Below are 24,116 nucleotides of genomic sequence, written 5' to 3' on the forward strand. Positions count from 1 at the left end.
CCAGGGCCCCGGCCGGCTCACGGTCAGTCGATGTCGCTGCCCGGGCCGATGACCTTGATGCGGTCCTGCGCCGGGGCCTTCAGCGGCGCGCTCGCCGAGCTGTGGGCACCCAGGTAGGCGGTGAAGACGTCCAGGTCGGAGGCGCCGACGAGCTTGTCGGTGCCGGCCGCGAAGGCCGGGAAGCCGTCGCCGCCACCGGCCAGGAACTCGTTGGCCGCGACGCGGTACGTGGCCGCCTGGTCGATCGGCGCGCCGTTCAGGCGGATCGAGTCGACGAGCAGCCGGTCCGCGCCGGCCTTGCGCATGTCCAGGGTGTAGTGCAGGTTCGAGGACACCTGGAGCACCTTCGGCGCCGCGGTGTTGACACCGCTCACCTGCTGCTGGAGCAGCTGGACCAGCTGGGCGCCGGTCAGCGTCTTGACCTGCATCATGTTGGTGAACGGCTGGACGGTGAACGCCTCGCCGTAGGTCACCACCCCGTCGCCCTCGCTGCCCGAGGCCTTGTAGACCAGGTCGGAGCGGATGCCGCCGGGGTTCATGAAGGCGACCTGCGCCCCGCCCTTGTCGGCCGGGGAGAGCCCGGCCAGCTGCGCGTCGGCGATCAGGTCACCGAGCGGCTTCTCCAGGTCGCTGCTGCCGCGCCCGTTGATGTCCGCGGCGATGTAGCCGACCGGACGGTTGGCGATCGGGGCGGCCAGCTTCTGGTAGTGCTCGACCAGCGCCGTCATGTCGGACGCCTTCTCGACCGTGCGGCGCACCACGTGGTTCTCGGCCTTCACCGAGGGACGCACGATCTCGCCGGTGGTCTTGTCCAGCTTCATGTCGATCTGGGTGAAGAGCCGGCCGAAGGAGGCGGCACTGGTCACCGAGCGCGGGACGCCGTTGGGGTCCGGGATGCTGCAGGCGTACGCGTTGTGGGTGTGGCCGGTGACGATGGCGCCGACCGCCGGGTCGATCTTCTTGGCGATGTCGACGATCGGGCCGGAGATGCCCTGGCCGGCGGCGCCGCAGTCGTAGTTGTAGACGCTGCTGGCCGGGTAACCGCCCTCGTGGATCAGCGCGACGATCGAGTTGACGCCCTTGGCCTTGAGCTCGGCGGCGTACTTGTTGATCGTGGTGACCTCGTTGGTGAACTTGAGGCCCTTGACGCCCTCGGCGGTCACGATGTTCGGCGTGCCCTCCAGGGTGACGCCGATGAAGCCGATCTTCACGCCCTGGGACTTGGTGATCCAGTACGGGGCCAGCAGCGGCTTGCCGGTCTTCTCGTCGGTGACGTTCGCCGACAGGTAGTTGAAGTTGGCGCCCTTGAAGGTGCGGCCGGGCTCGTAGCAGCCGTCGGTCGGGTGGCAGCCGCCCTCCTGCATGCGCAGCAGCTCCTGCGCGCCCTCGTCGAACTCGTGGTTGCCCACCGAGGTGACGTCCAGGCCGAGCTTGTCCATCGCCTCGATGGTCGGCTCGTCGTGGAAGAGCGCCGAGGTGAGCGGGCTGGCGCCGACGATGTCGCCGGCCGCGACGGTGATCGAGTCGTCGGCCGGTATCCGGGCCTTGCGCAGTTCGGTGGCCAGGTACTCGATGCCGCCGGCCGGGGTGGCGACCTCCTTGCCGGTGGCCGGGTCGATCTCCTTGATCGTGCCGGACGAGCCCGCCGGGGGCTCCAGGTTGCCGTGGAAGTCGTTGATCGCCAGCAGCTGGAGGTTGACGGTCTTGTGACGCTTGGCGTTGGCGTCGGCGGCCTGGGCGGCCGTCGGCACGACCACCGTGCCGAGCAGACCGGCGGCGGCGACGACGGCGAGGGCCGTCCGTCGGGACCTGACGGTGAGCATGAAGTGGGTTCCCCTGCACCTCGGAGGAGCGCCGGCGGTGGACAGCACCGGCGTTCGGGCATGTGTTTGTGCGAGTGCAGCCTAGGGTCAACGCGCGTAGCTGTCAGGACGTCGAACGTAACGAGAGGATTACCTACTGACGAACCGTCGCCCTCCGCGGGGTGCGGGACTGCGCGGACCGCACGGAAGCCGGTCCCGGACGGCCCGTCCGCCGCCCGCCGGGAAGCCTCCGTCAGACCCCCGGCTCGGCGGCCAACTGCCGCTCCGCCCGTACCCGTTCGGCCACCGCGTCCTCGGTCATCGCGCGGTCGGTGTACACCAGCGGCCGCTCGGTGTCGGTGATGATGTGCTTGACCACCTGGACGTTGCCGTTGACGTCCCAGACCGCGATGCCCGGCGAAAGTGTGGGGATGATCTCCACCGCCCACCGCGGCAGACCCAGCACCCGGCCGGTCGCCCGCGCCTCCTCGGCCTTCTGCATGTAGATCGTCCGGGTGGAGGCCATCTTCAGGATCGCCGACGCCTCCTTGGCCGCCGCACCGTCCACCACGTCCGACAGGTGGTGCACCACCGCCACGAAGGAGAGCCCGAGCCGGCGGCCGAACTTCAGCAGCCGCTGGAACAGCTGTGCCACGAAGGGGCTGTTGATGATGTGCCACGCCTCCTCTACCAGGAAGATGCGCTTCTTGCGGTCCGGCCGGATCCAGGTGTGCTCCAGCCACACCCCGACGATCGCCATCAGGATCGGCATCGCGATCGAGTTGCGGTCGATGTGCGAGAGGTCGAAGACGATCAGCGGCGCATCCAGGTCGATGCCCTTGGTGGTCGGCCCGTCGAACATGCCGCGCAGGTCACCGTCGACCAGCCGGTCCAGCACCAGCGCCACGTCCAGGCCCCAGGACTGCACCTCGTCCACCGCCACGCCCAGCGACTCCACCGAGGACAGGTCGGGGTTGCGCAGGGTGTCGATGATGTCGTCCAGCACCGGCTGCCGGTCGGTCACCGAGGCCACCACGTGCGCGTGCGCCGCCTTCAGCGCGAAGCCGGCCCGCTCCTCCAGCCCGCGCCCCATCGCCACCTCGATGATGGTGCGCAGCAGGGAGAGCTGACCGGTCTGGGTGATCGCCGGGTCCAGCGGATTGAGCTTCACCCCGCCGTCCCGGGCGGCCATCGGGTCCAGCCGGATGGACTTTATGCCCAGCGCGTCGGCGATCAGGTTCCACTCTCCGACGCCGTCCTCGCCTTGCGCGTCGAGCACCACGACCTGCCGGTCCCGGAACCTCAACTGCCGCAGCACGTACGTCTTCTCCAGCGCCGACTTGCCGTTGCCGGACTCGCCGAGCACCAGCCAGTGCGGCGCCGGAAGCTGCTGCCCGTACAGCTGGAAAGGGTCGTAGACGTACCCCTTGCCGCTGTACACCTCACGGCCGATGATCACGCCCGAGTCGCCCAGCCCCGGGGCGGCGGTGGGCAGGTAGACCGCCTGCGCCTGGCCGGTGGAGGTGCGCACCGGCAGGCGGGTGGTCTCCACCTTGCCGAACATCAGGCTGGTGAACGCGTCGGTGAGTCTGCCGAGCGCCATGGACGGCCTCCCTGAGTCGGCGGAACGGTCGGACGGGGGCGGGGATCCGCGAAGGTGTCGGCGCCGCCGTCAGCGGCGGATGCCGGTGGCGAACGGAAGGGTGTTGACGAAGGCCCGGTGGTGCTCGCGGTCACACCACTCCAGCTTGAGGTAGCTCTTGCCGGCCGAGGCCCGGATGGTCCGCTTGTCGCGGGCCAGCGCGTCCGGGTTGCGCGAGGACACCGTGATGTAGCCGACCAGGTTCACCCCGGCCGCGCCGGAGGCCAGGTCGTCGCCGCGCTGGTCCACCCGGCCGGTGTGGGCCAGGTCGCGCGGGTCGACCGTCCGGTTCATCTTGGCGGCGCGGCTGGCCTCCGCCTCGTCGTTGGTCTTCTCGGTCAGCATCCGCTCGATCGCGACGTCGGTGGGCTCCAGGTCCATCGTCACCGCGACCGTCCGGATCACGTCCGGGGTGTGCACCAGCAGCGGCGCCAGGAAGTTGACGCCCACCGGGGTGAGCGGCCACTCCTTGATCCACGCGGTCGCGTGGCACCACGGCTCGCGGGTCGCCGACTCCCGGGTCTTCGCCTGCAGGTACTGCGGGTGGGTCGCGTCCAGCTCGGCCGGCCAGGCGTTGCGCCGGGACATCGCCTGGATGTGGTCGATCGGGTGGTCCGGGTCGTACATCGAGTGCAGCAGCGAGGAGAGCCGGGCCTGCCCCAGCGGCTGGCGCACCCGGATGTCCGCCTCGGCCAGTCGGGCGCAGATGTCGGTCAGCTCGCGCGCCATCACGGCCGCCAGCCCCTCGTCGTCCCGGGCCCGCCGGCCGTTGGCCGTGCGGCCCATCGCGTGCGCCTCGGCGGCCAGGTCGCGGGTGTAGTGCATGCAGGCCACCAGGTACGCCCGGTGCTGCTCGGAAGAGGTCGACACCATGGACTGCAGCTGGTCGTACGAGTCCTGCAGCCAACGCGGCGCGTCGCGGTCGCCGCGCCGCTCCACGTCCTTGGCGTGCGCGTCCGGGTCGGCCGGCAGCGTACGGGCGAGGATCTGCAGCCGGGTCACGAAACCGTCCCCGTTGGCGACGTGCTTCAGCAGCGTCCCGAACCGGTCGACCAGCGCCTCCTGGTCCTCCGAGTCGCGCAGCCCGACGCCCGGGCCCTCGATCTCGATCGCGGCCGTCACCGTCCGCCGCTCCAGGTGCATCAGCACCCCGACCTCGTCCGGCCCGAACGGCGCGGTCAGCCAGCGCAGCCGCCCCACCCCGGGGGGCGGACCGACCTCCACCTCCCGGCCGTCCATCCGGGTGCCCGCGTCCATCACGTCCGAACGCCACACCGCCCGCCCACTGCGGACCGTCCGGCGGTAGGTGCGGTTGATCTCCACCCACTTGTAGAACGTCCGCTTGCGGTACGGCACGTACACCGCCGCGATGGCGAGCGCCGGCAGACCGACCAGACCGCCGATCCGCAACGGCAGGACCGGCATCAGCAGGCCCCAGAGCATCCCGAGGAAAGCCCCGAAGATGATCAGCATGATCTCGCCGGACTCCCGGTTCCGGCCGATCGGCGCGTTCGGGCGGGCCTTGCCGATCAGGTAGGTGCGGCGCTGGTGCACGTACGGCTGGGCGTACTGGGCGCCGTACTGGCCGAGCGGTTCGCTGCTCACTTACCCGTCACCCTCCCTTCGCTGGATTGCTGTCGCGGATCGGAACCGGAGCGGCCTGCGGCAGCGGCCCGGCCTGGGGCGGCGGAGCCGGCGTCCGGCCGGCGTGCGCGGCGATGCCCGGCGCGACCGAGCCGCCGCCCGCACCACCACCGCCGCCGCCCCCGCCCGCCGCCGCCCCGCGGTCGCCGTGGGTGGTGATGCCCTGCTTCATCAGGTTCGCGGTGCCGTTGATCATCGCCGAACCCGCCTGCACCGCGTTGGCCCGGGCCTGGCGCATGTTCAGGATCTCGTCGCCGAAGCCCGGCACGAAGCGGTAGATCGCGGCACTGGCGAAGATCGACAGGAACAGGATCGCCAGCCCCGACAGCACCCGGGCGAAGTCGTCACTCGCCCCGGCCCCGGTCGCCACCGCACCCGCCAGGCCCAGGATGATCACGATGATCGGCTTCGCCAGGTCCACCGCCAGCATCACGCCAGCCCACCGGCGCACGTGCTTCCACAGCTGCTTGTCGACCAGCCCCGCGTACACCGCCGTCCCCAGCAGCGCGCCCACGTACAGCATCGCCGCGCGGATCAGCAGCTCGATCCAGAGCACCGCCGCCGCCAGCACCGCGACCAGCGACACCAGCACCAGGATCAGCGGGCCGCCGCCGACGTTCCCCTTCTCCAACGTGTCCGCGAACCCGCCCAGGTACGACCCGGTGTCCGTCTTCGTCCCGACCGCGATCGCCTTGGTCAGCCCGTCCGTCACGCTCACCACGGTGTACAGGATCAACGGCGTGAACGCGGACGCCACCACCGTCAGCCACAGGAAGCCGATCGCCTCCGAGAACGCCGTCGTCAGCGGCGCCCCCCGCACCGCCCGCTTCGTCACCGCCAGCAGCCACAGCACCAGCGTGATCACCGTCGACACGGCGAACACCACGGCGTACTGCTGCAGGAACGACGCGTTGGTGAAGTCCACCTGCGTCGTCCCGTCGATCGCCCCCGACAGGTTCCGCACCACCCACGCCGCCGCCTGCGCACAACTCTTCGCCAACGACCCCAGCGGATCGGTCACGCCGCCGACGGTGCTCGACCCGGGGAACGAACCACCTCCGGGCTTGTCGACACAGAGAATGCCGTTCCCTGAGATCGGGAGGTCAGGGCAGTTGGCGGTGGACGTTCCACTCGGCGTCGGTGTCGGCGACGGATCGGCGAACACGCGCTGGGCGGCCAGCAACGCCGTCACCTGCAGGGTGAGGAGCGCGCCGGCCAGCGTTCCCACCCGACGTGCGGTGGATCGGTGCGAGGTCTGGTCAACGGGCATAGCGGAACCCCCCGAACTGCTGGACGGCGCCGGTGATCTCCTCGGCGGTGGCGGCCTGCTGGTCTGCCGTCATCGGTGCGGGGCCCTGCCTGCTGGTGAAGTCGGCGAGCTTCCAGTCGCCGCCCGTCCAGTGCAGCGAGAGCGTGAGGGTGAACCAGTTGGTGGTCACCGGCTGGACGGAGCGTTCGCCGGCGAGGCCGGTGAGGCCCGTGCACCACACTTCGACCTTGGCGTCGCTCTCGGTGTAGCCCGTCGACTTGGTGCCGACCGGCACGGTGCGGCTGACGAAGGTGAGGCCCTTCGGCGCGCGGCCCTGGGCGTCGAGGCCGTAGCGGGCGACGGTGTCGCCGCCGAAGCCCTGGTCCAGTCGGGTCTGCAGGGTGGCCGCGGCGCCCGGGTCGGCGATGGTGGCGACGATGGTGTGGCGGCTGTCTGTGCGGAACATGTCCGCGGAGCCGATCGCCACCGCGTAGTTGGCGGCGGCGGACTGGGCGCCCTGGTCGCTGTGCGGGAAGCCGGACGCGATGCCGTTGACGGTGGTGCCGACGGGCTGGTCGCCGCTGGGGCCGGGGCCGGCGCCGGAGGTGGTGCCGGGGGCGGCGTGGTCGGCGGAGCCGCCGTTGCCGCTGCCGGGGTCGGGCTTGCCTCGGTTGGCGATGGCGATGGCGACGACGAGGAGGGTGACCACGACGAGGACGGTCAGCAGGGTCCGCAGCGGCCGGGACTGACGCAGGCTCGGCGGCGAGGAGGGCTGTTCCCCGACCGGTAGCCGCGTACGGGTGTGCGGCTGGTCGTCGGACAACGGCACGGCGGCCCTCCTGGTGCGGGGAGCCGGGGCGGCTCCGGGGACCCTCCGCCCGGGGGCGGGCGCGGACGGAGGGCGGGGTACGGGGTGAACTGCTGACGGACCGGCCACCGATGGCGGTCCGGGCGGGGACCGGACCTCGGACGGGCCGGACTACTGCTGTCCGATCGTCAGATCGCCATGCCGTAGACAATGGTGAACAGAGTGCCGAGTGATCCGATGATGAACACGCCGGTCAGGCCGGCGACGATCAGTCCCTTGCCCTGTTCGGCTCCGAAGCTGTCCCGCATGGCGGTCGCACCGATCCGCTGCTTGGCCGCGCCCCAGACGGCGAGGCCGAGGCAGACGAGGATGGCGACGGCCATGATGACCTCGACCATGACCCGGGCCTCCGACCCGAGGCTCGCGAACGGGCCCCAGTCCGGGGCGATCCCGCCGATGATGGTGTCGATATTCGGCTTCTTGGGAGGGTCCTCGGCCAGGTGGCCGACCGCATAGGTGTGCACGCTGCTCAGGTTCATTTCCATCTCACCGCCCGATCAGGCAAATTCAAGGGCCCGGACCCCGCCCGCGCGAAGGGTCGGTGCCTATTCTTGGCCAGATCTGATGTCGACTTGGCTACTTCTCGCGGATTGGTCGTGAGGCATCGGACACGTACGCGAGGATGTCCACCGTACGAAGGATAGCGCTCACTCCTTGTATCTCGGATGATTGCGGTGAGCAACGCCTTCCGGAACACTTCGACTGACGAATCGTCGGGATGGTGCTGATGGTACTCCGGAAGGCCGGGACGGCCGCCGTCGCTGCGGGAGTTGTTGCGTTCGGGTTCATCGGGCTGGTGACGATGGGGACTTATGCGGCGAGTGGGACGCCGCAACAGTCGGCGAATCGTTCCGCCCTCTCGCCCGGAACGGTCCCCGCGGCCTACCAGGAGGCGATCCAGAAGTGGGGCGCGCTGTGCCCCGCGATCTCTCCGCCGATGCTCGCGGCGCAGCTGTACCAGGAAAGCGGATTCGACCCCAAGGCGCGCTCGGGTGTCGGCGCGCAGGGAATGGCGCAGTTCATGCCGGGCACCTGGGCGACGTACGGAACGGACGCGAACGGTGACGGCCGGAAGGACGTCTGGGACCCGTACGACGCGATCGCCTCGGCGGCGGTGTACGACTGCGCGCTCGCCAAGGACGTCGCGAACGTGCCGGGCGACCCGCAGGCCAACATGCTGGCCGCCTACAACGCCGGCCCGTACGCGGTGACGAGCAACCGGGGCATCCCGCCGTACAAGGAGACCCAGGGCTACGTGCGGAGCATCCAGGCGATGGCCCGCAGCTTCACCGCGCCGACGGCGCCGTTGGAGGTGTCGGCGCAGTCGGCGGGGGCGATCTACTTCGCGCAGACGAAGCTGGGCACGCCGTACCTGTGGGGCGGTGAGGGCCTGCCCTCGCAGAACGGGCGGTTCGACTGCTCGGGCCTGACCCAGGCCGCGTACGCCAGCGTGGGCATCACGCTGCCCCGGGTCGCGAACGACCAGTGGTACGCCGGCCCGCACCCGTCGCGCGATCAGTTGCGGCCGGGCGACCTGGTGTTCTGGGCGACGGATCTGAGCGACCCCCGGAGCATCCACCACGTCGGGATCTACGTCGGCGGCGGCTACATGATCAACGCGCCGCACACCGGCGCGGTGATCCGCTACGACAAGATCGACACCAGGGAGTACATCGGCGCGACCCGGGTGACGTCGGACGGCGCCCAGGCGCTGCCGAGCCGGAACAACGACGGTGCGGTCAACGCCCCGAGCCGGCCCGGTTCGACGGCCCCGACGACCTCCGCCGGCCTCCAGGGAGGCGCCCAGGCGGGCGCGACGGCGGCGCCCGCCCGGCCCGCGGCGGCGGCCCCGCCCGCGCCCACCGGGCCGGCTCCCGCCGGGGCTGGCCGGTAGACGGGGGGGGGTACGGATGGGGCTCCCGTGACCTGTGTGCGCAGTGTGGACGCTGAGTCAAGTTTCCATAACTGCGCGTTTCCGTGGAACGCTGTGCCCCGGAAATGACGTTTGTTCCGGTGGCCCCTCGTCAGCATTCCGCGCCGGGCGGGCCCCGGCGGGAACGAACAGCTGTAGCGGACCAGAAGGACCAGAAGGAGGTGCGGCGTGTCGACGCCGCTTGCCGACACGACCAACCCCGACCTCGGCCTGCTCTACGCCGTCAACGGCCTGGCCAAGCGCTCCCCGCAGTGGCTGGACCACCTGGTCTCGTGGATCGGCGAGTACGGCATCCTGATCGGCCTGGGCCTGCTCGGCCTGGTGGCCTGGTTGCAGGCCAGACGCCGTCCGGACGCGCCGGTGGCGGTCGCCGGGCTGCTCTGGGTGCCGCTGTCGGTGGCCATCGCCGAGCTGGCCAACCTGCCGATCGCCGCGATCGTCAACCGCCCGCGCCCGTTCGTCGACCATCCCGGGCTGCTGGTCCTGGTGGACGGCAAGGCGGGCACGCACTCCTTCGTCAGTGACCACTCGACCATGACGATGGGCGTCGCGGTGGCGCTGTTCCTGGTGAACCGTCGGCTCGGCTGGATCGCCGGCGGGCTGGCCCTGCTGCAGGGCTTCTGCCGGATGTTCATGGGCGTGCACTACCCGACCGACGTGATCGGCGGCTTCGCGCTGGCTGTCGCCGTGGTGCTGCTGCTGGCGCCGATCGCGATGGCGGTCCTGGTGCCGTTCTGCCACGCGCTGGGCCGGACGGCCGTCGCCCCGCTGATCCGGGCGTCGGGGAGCGGTGGCGCGGGCGGGAGCGCGGCCGGTCCGCGCGGCCGTCGGCGCGGGCGAGGGGCGGTCCGGAGCGGGGAGCAGCCGCCGGAGTCCGACCTGGCGGCCTGAGCCGCACCGCGACCGGACCGGCGGGCCCAGGCGGCCCAGGCGGCCCGACTGCACGGCGGGCGGGCGACGGGCCGGGGCAGAGGTCAGTCCGGGTCGACGCCGCTCGCGGTGAGGTGGTCGGCCCCCTCGCGACGGGCGAGGTCTCGGGAGCGGCGGGCCGGGGCGAACCAGCCGCAGCTGCAGCTCGCGTGGGCGAAGGAACCGCGCTCGTCGATCGCGAGGCGGTGCTCGGGCATCCGGACGGTGCCGGGTGGGACCGGCAGCTCACTGTGCACGTGGTTCACCGTAACGCGCGGCCGTCCGCCGCGCGAAGTCCGCCGATCGGCGGGCACCCGTAACCCTTGGCGCGCCAACTCGTTTTCCCGGAAAGAGCTCTGCCCACCCGGTGGTTTCCCGGCAGGGCAGTCGGGCCCGAGGGGGTTGTCGCGAGGATGAAGATGACCGACCAGCAGCGCACCGGGCGGCCAGCGCGCCGCCCGGGTCCGCACCTGCGCTCGGCGGCCGGGGCCGCCCTGCTCGCCGCCGCACTGGCGGCGAGCGCGGCCGGGTGCTCGGGCGGCTCCGGCGGCGGCTCCTCGGACCAGCAGTCGAACGCCCCCGACCAGCTCGCCGCGGACCCGCTGACGGCGGTGCGCAACGCCGCCGACATCACCGGCCGCACCGGCTCCGCGCACACCGCCACCGAGCTGGTCACCGAGTCCGCCGAGAAGAAGGCCGCCTTCAGCGGCACCGGCGGCTACGACTACGTGAAGCGGATCGGCCGGCTGGAGGTCCAGGTGCCGCCGGGCGCGGCGACCACCGGGAAGATCGTCGAGGTGGTCCTGCCCGGCACCGTCTACCTGCAGAACAGCGGCGCCAAGGTGCCCGAGGGCAAGTGGGTCAAGCTGGACGTGCGCCAGCTGCCGGACGGCAACCTGGTCAGCAGCGGCGCGACCGATCCGGCCTCGGCGGCGGGGGCGCTGCGCGGGGCGCAGAAGGCGGAGGCGGTCGGCACCGAGACCGTCGACGGGGTCGCGCTGCACCACTACCGCGGCACCCTGGACCTGGCGAAGGCGGCCGACGCGACCGGCGGCCGGGGCGGGGACGGCCTGCGGATGGGCGGTCAGACCTTCACCGTCAAGGAGGTCCCGTACGACGCCTGGCTGGACGACCAGGGCCGGCTGCACAAGGTGGTGGAGGTGTTCACCTTCGCCGGGGTGGCCGGGTCGAAGGAGCCCAAGGACCAGGTGAAGGTGACCTCGACCACCTCGCTCTCGGACTTCGGGAAGCCGGTCGAGGCGGCCGAACCCTCGGCCTCGGACATCTACCAGATGAAGCCCACGGAGAGCCCCAAGTAGGCCGCCGGGGAAGCGCTCCGGCGCCGGGGCGAGACGGGGTTCCGCCGCAGCGGGTGGCCGTCCGGGGAGCGATGGCCACCCGTTTCGGGGGCGCCGAGATGGCCCGTCCGTGCCATGTGGACGGGCCCCGGAGTGCCTAGGCTGGACGTCGGGTGGCTGCCGCCCGGGCTGGCGAGGCACTGAAGGGGTGGTGCAGGTGGTGTCGTCCACGGGCGGCCGCAGCGGCGGCCATGACGACGCGGCCCTCGACGAGATCGAGCTGGCCGGTGAGCTGATGATCGCCGCGACCGCCAGCTCCGGCGACCGGCTGCCGACCGAACGGATCGACGAGGTGCTGCTCGACCGGGCCGATCCCGGGCCCGCCGAGCCCGGGGCCGAGGACTAGGCCCTGTCCGGCGGGTCGGCCGGTCGGGCCCTGCCGGGCCGGCCGGGGGCTCAGCTGCGCAGGAGGCGGCTGATCGCGGCGGTGGCCTCGGCCACCTTGGCGTCCAGCTCGGCGCCGCCCTGCTCGGCGGCCGCGGCGACGCAGTGCCGCAGGTGCTCCTCCAGCAGGGAGAGCGCGAAGGACTGCAGCGCCTTGGTGCTGGCCGACACCTGGGTGAGCACGTCGATGCAGTAGACGTCCTCGTCGACCATGCGCTGCAGGCCGCGGATCTGGCCCTCGATCCGGCGCAGCCGCTTGAGGTGGGCGTCCTTCTGGGCGCTGTAGCCGTGCGGGCCGTGGCCGCCCTGGGGCCCGGCCGCGGGTGCGGCGTGGCCGGCGTGCGGGTCCGCCTCCTGCGCGTGATCCGGCTCGGTGCGCGCTTGCGTCGTGGTCATCGGCCCCGCCTTCGTGTGGAGTGCCTGGTGGCTGCGTCGGCCACCAGTGTCCAACACCTCGGCACCGCGTGGTGTTCCGACGGCCGAGGCGGCATGTGCCGCGCGCCGGTCCGGGCCGGGCGGGGCGCCGGTGCGGGTTCACCCGTCTGAGCGGCGCCCCGGTCCGCGCTCCGCAGGAGGGGGGCGATCCGGACGAGGTTCCGTCAGACTGGGGGCTCGGATCCGCAGGTGGCGGTCCGGTCCGGGTCAGCCGGTGCGACACCCGAACGGAAGGGGAGGGTCCGGCTCCGTTCCCGGGCCCCCGTTTGCGTGATTGCGCTTCGTTGCACCTAGCATCGTTCAGTCCCTACCCCGCACATCGGAGATTTCCGTGCGTTTTAGCCTGACCCCGAAGGAGACGAGCTTCTACGACATGTTCGCCGCCGCGGCGGAGAACCTCGTCGTCGGATCGAAGCTCCTGCTGGAGCTGCTGGGATCAGACGTGTCGGCCCGCGCGGAGATCGTCGAGCGCATGCGCGCCGCCGAGCACGCCGGGGACGACACCACCCATGCCGTCTTCCACCAGCTGAACTCGTCCTTCATCACGCCCTTCGACCGCGAGGACATCTACAGCCTCGCCTCGTCGCTGGACGACATCATGGACTTCATGGAGGAGGCCGTCGACCTCGTCGTCCTCTATGACATCCAGACCCTGCCCAAGGGGATCGAGCAGCAGATCGAGGTGCTGGCCCGGGCCGCCGAGCTCACCGCGGCGGCGATGCCGAACCTGCGGAGCATGACGAACCTCACCGAGTACTGGATCGAGGTCAACCGGCTGGAGAACCAGGCCGACCAGATCCACCGCAAGCTGCTCGCCCACCTGTTCTCCGGTCAGTACGACGCCATCGAGGTCCTCAAGCTCAAGCAGATCGTGGACGTCCTGGAGGAGGCGGCGGACGCGTTCGAGCACGTCGCCAACACGGTGGAGACCATCGCCGTCAAGGAGTCCTGACCCTCGTGGACACGGCTGCACTCATCGCCGTCATCGGCGTTGCGTTCTTCTTCACCTACACCAACGGCTTCCACGACTCGGCGAACGCGATCGCCACCTCGGTCTCGACCCGGGCGCTCACCCCCCGGGCCGCGCTCGCGATGGCCGCCGTGATGAACCTGGCCGGCGCCTTCCTCGGCAGCGGCGTGGCGCACACCGTCTCCAAGGGGATCATCGAGACCCCGAGCGGCAACCAGGGCATGGCGATCCTGTTCGCCGCCCTGGTCGGCGCGATCGCCTGGAACCTGGTCACCTGGTACTTCGGCCTGCCGTCCTCCTCCTCGCACGCGCTGTTCGGCGGCATGGTGGGCGCGGCGCTGGCCGGCGGCACCGAGGTCATCTGGAGCGGGGTCGTCGACAAGATCGTCGTACCGATGATCGTGTCCCCGGTGGTCGGCCTGGTCGGCGGCTTCCTGGTGATGCTGGCGATCCTGTGGATCTTCCGGCGGGCCAACCCGCACCGGGCCAAGCGCAGCTTCCGGGTCGCCCAGACCGCCTCGGCCGCCGCGATGGCCCTGGCCCACGGCCTGCAGGACGCTCAGAAGACCATGGGCGTCGTGGTGATGGCGCTCACCATCTCGGGCCACCAGACCACCAGCGACATCCCGGTGTGGGTGAAGATCTCCTGCGCGACCATGCTTTCGCTGGGCACCTACGCGGGCGGCTGGCGGATCATGCGGACCCTCGGCCGCAAGATCATCGAGCTGGACCCGCCGCAGGGCTTCGCGGCCGAGACCACCGCCTCGATCGTCATGTACATCACGTCGTTCGTCTACAAGGCGCCGATCTCCACCACCCACGTGATCACCTCGGCGATCATGGGCGTGGGGGCCACCAAGCGGATCCGCGCGGTGCGCTGGGGCGTCGCGAAGAACATCGTGCTCGGCTGGTTCATCACGATGCCGGCGGCCGCCATCGTCGCCGCGCTGGTGTACTGGCTGATCCACCTCTTCTGGGGCTGACACCCGGCACCAACACCCGGCCCCGTCGGACCGGCGAGCGGCCGACCCCGCCCCCGGCCCGCTGGGGCCGGCGAGCGGGCGGATGACAGAAGGGCCCGCCCCCACATCTCGGGGGCGGGCCCTTCATCATGTCCCGCGGCGGCACCGCCATGCAGCACCACGGGACAGCTCGCGTTCCGGCGCCCGCCGCGGTGCGGTGGGCGCCGGCGGTCCGGTCTAGCCGAAGCGGCCGGAGATGTAGTCCTCGGTCGCCTGGACCGACGGGTTGGAGAAGATCCGCTGGGTGTCGTCCAGCTCGATCAGCTTGCCCGGCTGGCCCACGCCGGCCAGGTTGAAGAAGGCGGTGCGGTCGCTGACGCGGGCCGCCTGCTGCATGTTGTGGGTCACGATGACGATGGTGAACTGCGACTTCAGCTCGCCGATCAGGTCCTCGATGGCGAGGGTGGAGATCGGGTCGAGCGCGGAGCACGGCTCGTCCATCAGCAGGACCTCGGGCTCGACCGCGATGGCGCGGGCGATGCACAGACGCTGCTGCTGACCGCCTGAGAGGCCGGCACCCGGCTTGTTCAGCCGGTTGTGGACCTCCTTCCAGAGGTTCGCGCCCTTCAGCGAGCGCTCCACCACCTCGTCCAGGACGGACTTCTTCTTCACGCCCGCGAGCCGGAGCCCGGCGACCACGTTGTCGTAGATCGACATGGTCGGGAACGGGTTCGGGCGCTGGAACACCATGCCGATCGAGCGCCGGACGGCGACCGGGTCGACGTTGGAGGCGTAGAGGTTCTCGTCGTCCAGGAGGACCTTGCCCTCGACCCGGGCGTTGGGGATCACCTCGTGCATGCGGTTCAGGGTCCGCAGGAAGGTGGACTTGCCGCAGCCGGAGGGGCCGATGAAGGCGGTCACCGAGCGGGGCTCGATGCTCATCGAGATGTCCTCGATGGCCTTGGTGGTGCCGTAGTAGGCCGACAGTCCGCTGACGTCGATGCGCTTGGCCATGATCGTTGCTTCTCTCGTCTGTCTCGTACGTCAGTCGGTCGGTCAGTGTCCGCCCTTGGGCGAGCGCCAGCGGGCGATGCCCCGGGCGATGAGGTTGAGCCCCATCACGAAGGCGATCAGCACCAGCGCCGCACCCCAGGCACGGGCGTAGCCGAAGTCGTTGTTGACCTGCGAGTACTGCGTCCAGATGTACATCGGCAGCGACTGCTGCGGTCCGTCGAACGGGTTGTTGTTGATGTAGTCGGCGCCGAACACCAGCATCATCACCGGGGCGGTCTCGCCCGTGATGCGGGCGACCGCGAGCATCACACCGGTGGTGATGCCGCCGATCGCGGTGGGGAGGACGATCCGCAGGATGGTCTTCCACTTCGGCACGCCGAGCGCGTACGACGCCTCGCGCAGCTCGTTCGGGACCAGCTTGAGCATCTCCTCGGTGGAGCGGACCACGACCGGCATCATCAGGATGGCCAGCGCGAGGCTGCCCGAGAAGCCGGAGTAGCCGAAGCCGAGGGCGAGGTTCCAGAGCGAGAGGATGAACAGACCGGCGACGATCGACGGGATGCCCGTCATGACGTCGACGAAGAAGGTGACCGCCTTGGCGAGCCTGCCGCGGCCGTACTCGACCAGGTAGACGGCGGTCAGCAGACCGATCGGGGCGGCCATCGCGGTGGCCAGGGCGACCTGCTCCAGGGTGCCGATCAGCGCGTGGTAGATGCCGCCGCCGGGGCCGGACTGGAGGATGCCCTTCATCGAGTGGGTCAGGAAGTGGGCGTTGACCACCTTGATGCCCTGCTGGACGGTGTAGACCGTCAGGGCGACCAGCGGGACGACGGCCAGGATGAAGGCGACCCAGACCACCGACGTGGCGAGCCGGTCCTTGGCCTGCCGGCGGCCCTCGATCCCGGCCGAGACGCCGTAGCTGATCAGCAGGAACAGCGCGGCCGAGATCAGGCCCCACTGCAGGTGGCTGGCCAGGTCGGCGGCGGCGCCGATCCCGCAGCCGAGGGCGATCGAACCGGCCGCGACGACGGCCGGGGCCCACTTCGGAAGACGGTTGGCGGTCAGCGAGCGGCCGATCGGCCGGGCGTCCTCGACGACGGCGGTGGCGGTCATGCGTTGGCCCCCGAGTACTCCTTGCGGCGGGCGATGATCATTCGCGCGGCACCGTTCACCAGCAGGGTGATGACGAACAGGACGAGACCGGAGGCCATCAGCGCGTTGCGCCCGTTGTCGCCGGCCTCGGCGAACTTCAGCGCGATGTTCTGCGCGAAGGTGCCGCCGCCCGCGTCCAGGATGTGCAGCGACAGGACGTTGCTGGAGGAGAGCACCACCGCGACCGCGATGGTCTCGCCGAGCGCACGGCCGAGGCCGAGCATCGAGGCCGAGATGATGCCGGGGCGCCCGAAGGGCAGCACCGCGGTGCGGATCATCTCCCAGCGGGTGGCGCCGAGCGCGAGCGCCGCCTCCTCGTGCATCCGCGGGACCTGGCGGAACACCTCGCGGCTGACCGCGGTGATGATCGGCAGGACCATGATCGCCAGCAGGATGCCGACGGTGAACAGGTTGCGCGGGGTGCCGGTCTTGGTCTGGTCGAAGATGTACGTCCAGCCCAGGTACTCGTTGAGCCAGCTGGTCAGGCCGTCCATGTGCGGGACCAGGAAGAGCGCGCCCCACAGGCCGTAGACGATGCTGGGGACGGCGGCGAGCAGGTCCACCAGGTAGGCGAACGGCTGGGCGATCCGGCGCGGCGCGTAGTGCGAGATGAACAGCGCGATCCCGATGGCGACCGGGACGGCGATCGCCATCGCGATGACGGCGCTGACGATGGTGCCGACGACCAGCACCGGGATGCCGAAGACCGGCTTCGGGGCGTCCGGCGCCCACTCGAAGGTGGTGAAGAAGTTGCCGTCGTTGTTGCTGAGGGCCAGCCCCGAGCGCCAGGCCAGGAAGCCGGCGATGGCGGCCATGATGACCAGCAGCAGGATGCCCGAGCCCCGGGCGAGGTTCATGAAGATCTTGTCGCCGACGCGGCTGTCGCGCGGTCGGCGTTCCCTGCCTTGCGGGGCGGCAGGGGGGGATGAAGTCATTGGTCTACTCCGGTCTGGTGGCGCCGCCCCGGAAGGGGGACGGCACCATGGCGGCGGTGCCCCGGATGGTGCTGGGTTCGTGGTGCGTCCCGGCGGGGCGGCCCCGGCCCCCCTCGCTCACGGGGCCGCCCCACCGGTGGTCCCGATGGATCAGGCCAGGGTCGGGATGACGGCGTTGACCTTGTCGGTCAGCTCCTTCGGGAGCGGGACGTAGCCCTTCTCACCGGCGGCCTTCTGACCCGCGTCGCTGGCGGTGTAGGTCAGGAAGGACTTCAGGGTCTCCAGGGTGTCGGCCTTGTTGCCCTTGTCGCAGACGATCTCGTAGGTGACCAGGACCAGCGGGTAGGAGCCCTCGTCCTTGGTCGCGTAGTCGAGCTTCAGCGCCAGGTCGCTGCCGGTGCCGGCGATCTGCGCCTTGGCGAAGGTGTTGGCGGCGTTGGCGGCGGTGGCCTCGACCGGCTTGGAGGCGCCCGTGTTGATGGCGGCGCTCTTCAGGCTGTTGGTCTGGGCGTAGGCCAGCTCGACGTAGCTGATCGAGTTCTTGACCTGCTTCACCTGGGCCGCGACACCGGCGCTGCCGTTGGCCGACTGGCCGCCCTTGGCCGCCCAGGTCTTGCTGGACGGGTAGGACCAGGCGCCGTTGCCGGCGGCGGCGAAGTACTTGGTCAGGTTGTCGGTGGTGCCGGAGTCGTCCGAGCGGTGGAAGGACTGGATGTCCGCGTCCGGCAGCTTGGCGCCCGGGTTCAGGGCGGCGATGGCCGGGTCGTTCCACTTGGTGATCTGCGAGTCGAAGATCTTGGCGGCGGTCGGGCCGTCCAGGACCAGGTTGTCGACGTTGTCCACGTTGTAGACGAGCGAGATCAGACCGCCGGCCATCGGCAGGTCGATGCCCTGGCCGCCGGTGCAGACCGCCTTGGAGGCGTCGACCTCGGCCGGCTTCAGCGCCGAGTCGGAACCGGCGAACTGGACCTTGCCCTGGGTGAACTGCTGGATCCCCGCACCCGAGCCGACGCCCTGGTAGTTGATGGTGGTGCCGGAGCAGGCGGCGCTGAAGTTCGTCTTCCACACGTCGACGGCGGTGCCCTGGGCGGTCGAACCGGCGGCGATCAGCGAACCGGGCTTGCCGCACTTGATCGCGGAGGCAGCCGCGGCGGAGCCGCTGGAGCCGCCGGACGCGGTCGAGCCGTTGTCGTTGTCCGAGCCGCAGGCGGCGAGCGACAGCGAGCTGACGAGCGCCACGGCACCGATCGCGAGGGCCTTGGAGCGGCCGTTCCGCTGGAGCTTCACAGGGGTGTCCCTTTCTGAGGCATTGCCCGCTTCAGGGGCCGTACGCGGACGGCGCAACGCGGGGTTTGCTGTGGTCCGGGGCCCGTGCGGCCCTCCGGTGGTCCCGAAGTTAGGCCGGGGAAGTGACACGTCAGCCGGTCACAAGTGAACGGGGAGTGAACCTCGAACGGATGACAGGAAACTAGGCCAGGTAGTAACGGTTGCGTCACGGCGAGGGCGCGGCCGGATCACTTCCGCGGTTCCTTCACCGGCGGCCGGCACCGGCCCGCACCGGCTTCGCCCCCAGGACCGCCAGCAGCGCGTCGATCAGCAACCGGTCGTGGTCGTAGCTGAGCCGCGCCCGGGCCTTCCCGGCCGGCAGCCACTCCAGCCGGTCCACCTCGCGGTTCGGCCGGAAGGCACCGGTCGACGGCACCGCGGCCCAGTACCGGACCTCCTTGGGACGGCCCTGCACCTGGTAGTGCTGCGCGGGCAGCTCCGGGCCGAGCAGGCAGCGGAAACCGGTCTCCTCCCACACCTCGCGCAGCGCCGCCTCGACCACGCCCTCACCGGGGTCGAGCTTGCCCTTCGGCAGGCTCCAGTCGTCGTACTTGGGCCGGTGGATCACCGCGACCCGCGGCCGCCCCAGCCGACCGCTCTTCTTCGGCCGGCCCGGCAGCCAGAGCACCGCGCCCGCCGCCATGATCACCGGGCCGCGGCCAGCCCCGGCCGTGCCCTCGGCGGGGAGCCGCCCGGATCCCGGCCGTCCGCCCTCCGGACGCCCGCCCACTCAGACCGTCCTCGGCCCGGCGGAGGGGCCCCAGCCCTCGGCCGGGAACTGCAGCCAGCCCTCCGGGCCGGACTGCAACTCGGGCCACCGGTGGCCGAAGGCGTACCGCGCCGACTCCACCTCCAGCCGCTGGTCGGCGTGCACCACGCCCAGCACGTACGCGGTCGCCGGGGTGATCCGCGGGGTGCGCGCCGCGGTGGCGGCGGTGACCGCGGCGTCCGCGGCCTCCTGCTGCCGGGCCAGCACCGCGTCCAGCTCGTCCAGCTCGGTGGACGGACGGCCGCACACCTCCAGCGCGTACCGGGCGCGCTTCACCAGGATCCGCAGCCGGGCCCACGGCGCGTCGTCGGCCGCCAGTGCCGCGTCCGCGTCCACCGCGCCCCGGGCCGCCGGGACGACACCGAGCCGGCGCAACCCGTCCCCGCCGTACGGGGTCGCGGCCCGTTGCAGCGGGAGCTGCTGGGCGGTCGCGACCAGCGCGGCGAAGGCGGCGGCCGCCTGCGGCAGCAGCACCGCCGGCGCCCGGCCGGCCGCGGACTCCGCCAGCGGCGCCTCCCCCACCAGCAGCGTCATCCGGTCCGCCAGCGCGTGCAGCCGGGCGGAACGGAGCTCCTGGAGCACCGAGGAGTGCGCCCGGGTCCTGGCCAGGGTCAGCTGCCGGTCCAGCAGGGCCCGCGCCTTGGGGGCACCCGCGTGGCCCGCGAGCATGCCCGTCCCCTCCGGATCGCTGCCGCTCAGCGCGTCCAGCGCGCCCAGCAGCCGGGCCGAACGGCGGACGTACCCGGGTTCGAGCGCCAGCAGGTTGAGCAGCCAGCGCAGTTCGGTGCGGGACTCCTGCGCCCAGGTCTGCTCGAAGACCGAACCGAAGGTGTGCAACAGCCCGCCGATCCGCCGGACGGCCCGTAGCAGGTCCGCGGTACCCGCCGCCGGGACGACCGAGGCCGCCGCGGGTCTGGCGCCGACCTCGCCCACCGCCAGCGGCAGGGCGCGCAGGAAGGCGCCCGCCTGGGCGGTCAGGTGGCGGGAAAGGATCTCCCCGGCGGTCGCGGTGGAGGCCGCCTGGGCCGTCATCGGCGCGTCGGTCATGGCGTGGTGAATCCCCGTTCCCCCGGGGCCTCTCCCCGGGGCTGGTGGCCCGACCGCCGGAGGAGCCGGCCCGTTGGTTTTCGGGGCCCGCTGCTCCGGCGGCTTCGCATCAGTGGAGCGTCAGCGCGAGGTGGCGGCCCGGCGGCGCTGACGCGAGTCGATCAGGAGGTCCTGGACGTGCCGCAGCTTCCGGTCCTCGGCGTCCTGCGAGTGGCGGGTCCAGGTGCCGTCCGATCCCAGGTGCCAGGACTCGGTCTCGTCCGACACCCCGAGGTCGATCAGTCCGGACAGCTCGGCGCGGTGCGCCGGATCGGTGATCCGCAGCAGCGCCTCGATCCGCCGGTCCAGGTTGCGGTGCATCATGTCGGCGCTGCCGATCCAGACCTCCGGATCGCCGTTGTTGCCGAACACGAAGACCCGGGAGTGCTCCAGGAACCGGCCCAGGATGCTGCGCACCCGGATGTTCTCGCTCAGCCCGGGCACGCCGGGGCGGATCGCGCAGATCCCGCGCACCCAGACGTCCACCGGCACCCCGGCCTGCGACGCCCGGTACAGCGCGTCGATCACGGCCTCGTCGACGATCGAGTTGACCTTGAGCTTCACGTACGCCGGACGGCCCGCCTTGTGGTGGGCGATCTCGTTGTGGATCCGCGAGACCAGTCCGTCCCGCAGGCCGCGCGGGGCGGTCAGCAGGCGCCGGTAGGACTCGCGGCGCGAGTAGCCGGAGAGCCGGTTGAAGAGGTCCGACAGGTCGGCGCCGACCTGCGGGTCGGAGGTGAGCAGGCCGAGGTCCTCGTACAGCCGGGCCGTCTTCGGGTGGTAGTTCCCGGTGCCGACGTGGGAGTAGCGGCGCAGGGTGTCGCCCTCCTGACGGACCACCAGCGACAGCTTGCAGTGCGTCTTCAGGCCGACCAGGCCGTAGACCACGTGGCAGCCGGCCTCCTCCAGCTTGCGGGCCCACTTGATGTTGGCCTGCTCGTCGAAGCGCGCCTTGATCTCGACCAGCACCAGCACCTGCTTGCCGGACTCGGCCGCGTCGATCAGCGCGTCCACGATCGGCGAGTCGCCGGAGGTCCGGTACAGGGTCTGCTTGATCGCCAGGACGTCCGGGTCGGCGGCGGCCTGCTCCAGGAAGGCCTGCACCGAGGTGGAGAAGCTGTCGTACGGGTGGTGCAGCAGGACGTCGCGCTCGCGCATCGCCGCGAAGATGTCCGGTTGGGAGGCCGACTCGACGTCGGTCAGCCCGCGGGCCGTGCCCGCCACGAACTTCGGGTACTTGAGCTCCGGACGGTCCAGCTCCGCGATCCCGAACAGCCCGGTCAGGTCCAGCGGCCCGGGCAGCGGGAAGACCTCCGCCTCGGTGATGTTCAGCTCCCGCACCAGCAGGTCCAGGATGTAGGGGTCGATCGACTCCTCGACCTCCAGCCGGACCGGCGGGCCGAAGCGCCGCCGCATGAGCTCCTTCTCCAGGGCCTTGAGGATGTTCTCGGTGTCGTCCTCCTCCACCTCCAGGTCCTCGTTGCGGGTGACGCGGAAGGCGTGGTGGGCCAGCACCTCCATCCCCGGGAAGAGCTCCTCCAGGTGCGCGCCCATCACGTCCTCCAGCGGTACGTACCGCTGGGGCGAGGCCTCCAGGAAGCGGGCCAGCGACTGCGGCACCTTCACCCGGGCGAAGTGCTTGTGCCCGGAGACCGGGTTGCGGACCACGACGGCCAGGTTGAGCGAGAGCCCCGATATGTACGGGAAGGGGTGCGCCGGGTCGACCGCCAACGGGGTCAGCACCGGGAAGATCTTCTGCCGGAACAGGGTGTGCAGCCGGGCCTGCTCCTTCTCCGCCAGCTCCGACCAGTGCACCACCTCGATGCCCTCGGTGGCGAGGTCGGGCAGCACCTCCTGCTGGAAGGCCGCGGCGTGCCGGGCCATCAGCTCGCGCGAGCGGGTCCAGATGAGGTCCAGCACCTCACGCGGCTGGAGGCCGGACGCGCTCCGCTGGGCGACACCGGTGGCGATCCTGCGCTTGAGGCCGGCCACCCGGACCATGAAGAACTCGTCCAGGTTGCTGGCGAAGATCGCCAGGAACTTGGCCCGCTCCAGCAGCGGGATCCCCGGGTCCTCGGCGAGCTCCAGCACGCGCTCGTTGAACGCCAGCCAACTGCGCTCGCGGTCGAGGAAGCGGCCCTGCGGCAGCGCGTCGAACTCCTGCTCGTCCGCCGTCGGCAACTCCGGCGGGACCCCCAGCGCACTGGACATCCGGGCCGTCGGCGACAGCGGGGCAGAGACGGGGCGGGGGATGCTCATGGGCTCCAGCTCCTCCAGCAGCAGGACGGCGTCCGGACGCGAATGGCTCTGCGGGCCGTCGCCCTCGCCCCGGGAGGTGCCGGGGACAGCGCCCGTCCCCCGGGCGCGGTCCGTACAGGACCGACCGGTGCGTGGCGGTCGACTCTGCACGAGCGAGACACTACGGACTTCATCCTGTGATCTTCGCGGCAGCAATTGAATCCACGGTAAACACCGCATGGCCAGGAGGAAAGCTGAGTCGGTCGGGGCAAGGGCCGCCGCCGTTCCGGCCCCCGCCCGTCACCTTCCGTCACCACTCCGCGTCGGTCTCCGGGGCCCTCGTCAGGCCTACCGGTCCTCCCGGTACCGGGCTCGGTACATGAGATCCACCTCGTGAACGGTGAATCCCAGTCGTTCATATACCCGGACGGCGGCAGGATTGTCGGCGTCGACGTAGAGAAGAACGGTCTCCAGCCCGCGCTCGGCCGGGCCGGTGCCGGTCAGGTGGCGCAGGCCCACCGCGGTCAGCGCGCGGCCGAGCCCGCCGCCCTGCTCCGCCGGGTCCACCCCGACCACGTACACCTCGCCGAGCTCCGGCTCGCCCGCGGTCGCCGGGTGCACCTTCGTCCAGTGGAAGCCGACCACCTTCCCCGCGCGGGTGGCGAGGAAGAAGCCGGCCGGGTCGAACCACGGCTCGGCCATCCGCTCGGCCAGGTCCTGCTCCGTCCAGGCGCCCTGCTCCGGGTGGTGGGCGAAGGCCACGGCGTTCAGCCGCAACCACTCGGCCTCGTCCTCCCCCGGGCGGAAGGTCCGGAACTCCACCCCCTCCGGGGCGACGACCTCTTCGGTCTGCCGACCGGTGCGGCGCATCTGCCGCAGCTCACGGACCAGCTCGGCTCCGTAAGACGCGGCCAGGTGGCGGGCCGCCGGGTGCCCCCCGTGCACCCAGAAGTCCACCGTCTCGTGCCCGGCCCGGTGGGCCTCCGCCAGGACGGCGTCCACCAGCGGGCGGGCCAGGCCGCGGCCGCGCGCGGCCGGGTCGACCACCAGCTCGGCAGCGGGATTGCCGGCCCGCCCCTGCGGCACGTCGAGCTGCCCGTAGCCGAGCACGACGTCCGCTTCGGCCTCCACCAGGTGGACCACGCCCGGGCGCGGACTCCCGGCGGCCCGCAGCCGCAGCCGGCCCTGCTCGGACACGGCGGCGCGGCCGTCCACCGCCTCGGCCTCCGCCAGAACACGCAGGGCACCGTCACGCTGCCCGGGATGGAGCACGTGCTCCGCAATGACCACTGTCTGATCGTCCATGTACCGACGATACGTCGACGCGGGAGCGAAAAGGCCCGGGAATGCGAAGAACCCCCGTCCGGATCCCGGACGGGGGTTCTTCTGAATGATTGTTCGGCGGCGTCCTACTCTCCCACAGGGTCCCCCCTGCAGTAC

The 24,116-nt window shown here is 71.3% G+C and carries 22 protein-coding genes; 6 read left to right on the forward strand and 16 right to left on the reverse strand.

Annotated features, from left to right (window positions below; translation table 11 throughout):
- Positions 1–23: 23 nt before the first annotated feature.
- The 6 genes from ACZ6Y7_RS34660 to ACZ6Y7_RS34685 all read right to left on the reverse strand — a co-directional run bounded on the left by ACZ6Y7_RS34660 (position 24) and on the right by ACZ6Y7_RS34685 (position 7,684).
- Positions 24–1,823, reverse strand: coding sequence for a bifunctional metallophosphatase/5'-nucleotidase (locus ACZ6Y7_RS34660; protein WP_465761922.1), 1,800 nt, complete (start codon positions 1,821–1,823; stop codon positions 24–26).
- Between the two features lie 232 nt (positions 1,824–2,055).
- Positions 2,056–3,405: an ATP-binding protein gene (locus ACZ6Y7_RS34665; protein ID WP_465761923.1), complete on the reverse strand. Its 1,350-nt coding sequence runs from the start codon at positions 3,403–3,405 to the stop codon at positions 2,056–2,058.
- Positions 3,406–3,474: 69 nt separating this feature from the next.
- Positions 3,475–5,049 (reverse strand): SCO6880 family protein, encoded by a 1,575-nt coding sequence (locus ACZ6Y7_RS34670; protein WP_465761924.1) that lies wholly within the window; start codon positions 5,047–5,049, stop codon positions 3,475–3,477.
- 7 nt (positions 5,050–5,056) lie between these two features.
- Positions 5,057–6,109 carry a hypothetical protein gene (locus ACZ6Y7_RS34675; RefSeq protein WP_465761925.1) on the reverse strand — a complete coding sequence of 351 codons (1,053 nt, stop codon included), beginning with the start codon at positions 6,107–6,109 and terminating at the stop codon, positions 5,057–5,059.
- A 238-nt stretch (positions 6,110–6,347) separates the two neighbouring features.
- Complete coding sequence (locus tag ACZ6Y7_RS34680; RefSeq protein WP_465761926.1) at positions 6,348–7,166, reverse strand: DUF8175 domain-containg protein; 819 nt, start codon at positions 7,164–7,166, stop codon at positions 6,348–6,350.
- A 167-nt stretch (positions 7,167–7,333) separates the two neighbouring features.
- Positions 7,334–7,684 (reverse strand): hypothetical protein, encoded by a 351-nt coding sequence (locus ACZ6Y7_RS34685; RefSeq protein WP_223241718.1) that lies wholly within the window; start codon positions 7,682–7,684, stop codon positions 7,334–7,336.
- Positions 7,685–7,932: 248 nt separating this feature from the next.
- Between ACZ6Y7_RS34685 and ACZ6Y7_RS34690 the strand changes: the two genes are divergently transcribed.
- A complete protein-coding gene (locus ACZ6Y7_RS34690) occupies positions 7,933–9,099 on the forward strand; it encodes a C40 family peptidase (RefSeq protein ID WP_465761927.1) in 1,167 nt (388 codons plus the stop codon).
- Between the two features lie 207 nt (positions 9,100–9,306).
- On the forward strand, positions 9,307–10,029 hold the full coding sequence (locus tag ACZ6Y7_RS34695; protein WP_465761928.1) for a phosphatase PAP2 family protein: 723 nt from the start codon (positions 9,307–9,309) through the stop codon (positions 10,027–10,029).
- 83 nt (positions 10,030–10,112) lie between these two features.
- On the opposite strand, the gene ACZ6Y7_RS34700 is transcribed toward ACZ6Y7_RS34695, so the two are convergent.
- On the reverse strand, positions 10,113–10,304 hold the full coding sequence (locus ACZ6Y7_RS34700; RefSeq protein WP_465761929.1) for a hypothetical protein: 192 nt from the start codon (positions 10,302–10,304) through the stop codon (positions 10,113–10,115).
- Between the two features lie 162 nt (positions 10,305–10,466).
- On the opposite strand from ACZ6Y7_RS34700, the gene ACZ6Y7_RS34705 reads away from it, so the two are divergent.
- Together ACZ6Y7_RS34705 and ACZ6Y7_RS34710 are read left to right on the forward strand one after the other, a co-directional pair.
- Positions 10,467–11,366, forward strand: coding sequence for an SCO4651 family lipoprotein (locus ACZ6Y7_RS34705; protein ID WP_465761930.1), 900 nt, complete (start codon positions 10,467–10,469; stop codon positions 11,364–11,366).
- A 196-nt stretch (positions 11,367–11,562) separates the two neighbouring features.
- Positions 11,563–11,751: a hypothetical protein gene (locus ACZ6Y7_RS34710; RefSeq protein ID WP_465761931.1), complete on the forward strand. Its 189-nt coding sequence runs from the start codon at positions 11,563–11,565 to the stop codon at positions 11,749–11,751.
- Between the two features lie 50 nt (positions 11,752–11,801).
- Here the strand turns inward: ACZ6Y7_RS34710 and ACZ6Y7_RS34715 are convergent, their stop codons facing one another.
- Positions 11,802–12,185, reverse strand: coding sequence for a metal-sensitive transcriptional regulator (locus ACZ6Y7_RS34715; protein ID WP_465761932.1), 384 nt, complete (start codon positions 12,183–12,185; stop codon positions 11,802–11,804).
- Positions 12,186–12,555: 370 nt separating this feature from the next.
- On the opposite strand from ACZ6Y7_RS34715, the gene ACZ6Y7_RS34720 reads away from it, so the two are divergent.
- Together ACZ6Y7_RS34720 and ACZ6Y7_RS34725 are read left to right on the forward strand one after the other, a co-directional pair.
- Positions 12,556–13,176 (forward strand): DUF47 domain-containing protein, encoded by a 621-nt coding sequence (locus ACZ6Y7_RS34720; RefSeq protein WP_465761933.1) that lies wholly within the window; start codon positions 12,556–12,558, stop codon positions 13,174–13,176.
- A 5-nt stretch (positions 13,177–13,181) separates the two neighbouring features.
- Positions 13,182–14,177 (forward strand): inorganic phosphate transporter, encoded by a 996-nt coding sequence (locus tag ACZ6Y7_RS34725; protein WP_465761934.1) that lies wholly within the window; start codon positions 13,182–13,184, stop codon positions 14,175–14,177.
- A 216-nt stretch (positions 14,178–14,393) separates the two neighbouring features.
- Here ACZ6Y7_RS34725 and pstB read toward each other — a convergent pair whose 3' ends face one another.
- The 8 genes from pstB to mshD form a co-directional block, all read right to left on the reverse strand.
- Entirely contained in the window at positions 14,394–15,170 is a 777-nt protein-coding gene (pstB, locus tag ACZ6Y7_RS34730) for a phosphate ABC transporter ATP-binding protein PstB (protein WP_465761935.1), read from the reverse strand.
- Positions 15,171–15,212: 42 nt separating this feature from the next.
- A complete protein-coding gene (gene pstA, locus ACZ6Y7_RS34735) occupies positions 15,213–16,283 on the reverse strand; it encodes a phosphate ABC transporter permease PstA (RefSeq protein ID WP_465761936.1) in 1,071 nt (356 codons plus the stop codon).
- Complete coding sequence (gene pstC / locus ACZ6Y7_RS34740; protein ID WP_465761937.1) at positions 16,280–17,257, reverse strand: phosphate ABC transporter permease subunit PstC; 978 nt, start codon at positions 17,255–17,257, stop codon at positions 16,280–16,282. Before pstC ends, pstA begins: the two co-directional genes overlap by 4 nt.
- Positions 17,258–17,407: 150 nt before the next feature.
- Positions 17,408–18,544 (reverse strand): phosphate ABC transporter substrate-binding protein PstS, encoded by a 1,137-nt coding sequence (gene pstS / locus ACZ6Y7_RS34745; RefSeq protein WP_465761938.1) that lies wholly within the window; start codon positions 18,542–18,544, stop codon positions 17,408–17,410.
- Positions 18,545–18,788: 244 nt separating this feature from the next.
- Positions 18,789–19,226, reverse strand: a complete 438-nt coding sequence (locus ACZ6Y7_RS34750) for an NUDIX hydrolase (protein WP_465761943.1) — start codon at positions 19,224–19,226, stop codon at positions 18,789–18,791.
- A gap of 87 nt (positions 19,227–19,313) precedes the next feature.
- Complete coding sequence (locus tag ACZ6Y7_RS34755; protein ID WP_465761939.1) at positions 19,314–20,399, reverse strand: CHAD domain-containing protein; 1,086 nt, start codon at positions 20,397–20,399, stop codon at positions 19,314–19,316.
- Between the two features lie 120 nt (positions 20,400–20,519).
- On the reverse strand, positions 20,520–22,697 hold the full coding sequence (locus tag ACZ6Y7_RS34760; RefSeq protein WP_465761940.1) for an RNA degradosome polyphosphate kinase: 2,178 nt from the start codon (positions 22,695–22,697) through the stop codon (positions 20,520–20,522).
- A gap of 327 nt (positions 22,698–23,024) precedes the next feature.
- Positions 23,025–23,981, reverse strand: a complete 957-nt coding sequence (mshD, locus tag ACZ6Y7_RS34765) for a mycothiol synthase (RefSeq protein WP_465761941.1) — start codon at positions 23,979–23,981, stop codon at positions 23,025–23,027.
- Between the last annotated feature and the right edge of the window lie 135 nt (positions 23,982–24,116).

It is taken from the genome of Kitasatospora sp. NPDC053308 (assembly GCF_055585785.1).